The 2027-nt window shown below is 73.1% G+C and carries 1 protein-coding gene; it reads right to left on the bottom strand.

Annotated features, from left to right (window positions below):
* Nucleotides 1-2013, bottom strand: a 2013-nt coding sequence (locus Ari01nite_RS49315; RefSeq protein ID WP_275410975.1) for a condensation domain-containing protein, incomplete at its 3' end; no start/stop codon positions are given.
* Between the last annotated feature and the right edge of the window lie 14 nt (nt 2014-2027).

The following is a 2027-nucleotide window of genomic DNA, read 5'->3' as shown; positions in this document are numbered from 1 at the left end:
GCGCAGCACCAGCGTGTTCACGAAGAAGCCGACCAGATCGTCGACGGCCTCGTCGGTGCGCCCGGCGATCGGCGTGCCGATCGGAATGTCCGTGCCCGCACCCAGCCGGGTCAGCAGCGCGGCGAGGGCCGCCTGCACCACCATGAACAGCGTGGTCCCGGTCTGCCGGGCCAGCGCGGTCAGCCCGGCATGCAGCGCCGGCTCGACGGCGAAGGTGACCGATTCGCCGCGGTACGAGGCCACCGCCGGCCGCGGCCGGTCGTAGGGCAGGTTCAACTGCTCCGGCAGGTCGGCCAGGGTCTCGGTCCAGTGAGCCAGCTGCGCCCGGACGACGCTGTCCGGGTCCTGCTCGTCGCCGAGGACCTGCCGCTGCCATAGCGTGTAGTCGGCGTACTGCACCGGCAGCGGGGTCCAGCCCGGCGCCACCCCGGCGTTGCGGGCCTGGTAGGCCACCGTGAGGTCGCGGGCCAGCGGCCGCATCGACCAGGCGTCCGCGGCCACGTGGTGCACGACGATCAGCAGCACGGACTCGTCGGCGGCGACCCGGAACAGCGCCACCCGGACCGGCAGCTCGCCGGCCAGGTCGAACTCGTGGGCGGCGGCCTCGCGCAGCCGCGCCGGCAGCTCACCGGCGCCGACCTCGGCCACAGTCAGCACCGGGGTGACCTCGGCGGCCGGGAGGATCACCTGGACCGGGCCGGCCTCGTCCTCGCCGAAGACGGTCCGCAGGCTTTCGTGCCGGGCGAGCACGTCGGCCAGGGCGAGTCTCAGGGCGGCCTCGTCGACCGGCCCGCGCAGCCGCATCGCGACCGGCACGTTGTAGGTGGCCGACGAGCCTTCCAGGCGGTTGAGGAACCACAGGCGCTGCTGGGCGAAGGACAGCGGCACCCGCTCGGGGCGCGGGCTGACCGCCCGGACACCCGCCCGGCCGGCGCCGGCAGCGTCCAGCCGCCGGGCCAGGCCGGCCACCGTGGCGGTGTCAAAGAGGTCGCGCACGGCCAATTCGACGTCGAGCGCCGACCGGATCCGGCTGACCAGCCGGGTGGCCAGCAGCGAGTGGCCGCCGAGGTCGAAGAACGAGTCGTCGATACCCACCTCGGCCACACCGAGCACCTCGGCGAACAGGCCGCACAGGATCTCCTCGCGGGCGTCCCGCGGGCCGCGCCCGGAGACCGCGACCGTGACCTCCGGCGCCGGCAGCTTCGCCCGGTCCACCTTGCCGTTGACGGTCAGCGGGAACTGGCCGACCACCACGATCGCGGCGGGCACCATGTATTCCGGCAACGACCGGGCCAGCTCGGCCCGCAGCATCGCCGGGTCGGGCTCGGCACCCGACTCGACATAGCCGACGAGGCGGTCCTCGGCGACGACCACCAGCGCCCGGTCCACGCCCGGCACGCCCTCCAGGGCCGACTCGATCTCGCCCAGCTCGATCCGGAAACCCCGGATCTTCACCTGGTCGTCCGAGCGACCCACGTACTCCAGCACCCCGGCCGGGCTCCACCGCACCACGTCACCGGTGCGATACATCCGGGTGCCGGCCACCCCGAACGGGTCCGCGACGAACCGGGTGCCGGTCAGACCGGACCGGCCCAGATAGCCGCGCGCGAGGCCCGCGCCGGCCACATAGAGCTCGCCGGCCACCCCGACCGGCACCGGCAGCAGACCGTCGTCCAGCACGTACAGCCGCAGATCCGGGATGCCCCGGCCGATCAGGCTGCGCGGCTCGTCGGTCAGGCCGGCGCCGACCGGGAAGTAGGTCACGTGCACGGTGGTCTCGGTGATCCCGTACATGTTGATCAACGCCGCCGGATGCCGCCACGACTCCAACCGCCGCAGATCCAGCGCCTCACCACCGAAGATCACACAACGCAGCGCAAGATCTTCCCCGGTGTCGGCGGCGATCAGCTGGTAGAAGGCGGACGGCGTCTGATTGAGCACCGTCACCCGCTCCCGCGCCAGCAGACGCAGGAAGTCCTCCGGCGAACGACTCACGTCGAACGGGACCACCACCAGACGGCCACCGG

This window comes from Paractinoplanes rishiriensis (assembly GCF_016862375.1).
Taxonomy (GTDB): domain Bacteria; phylum Actinomycetota; class Actinomycetes; order Mycobacteriales; family Micromonosporaceae; genus Actinoplanes; species Actinoplanes rishiriensis.
The sequence above is the reverse complement of the archived record's forward strand: the minus strand, read 5'-3'. Positions and strand labels throughout refer to the sequence as shown.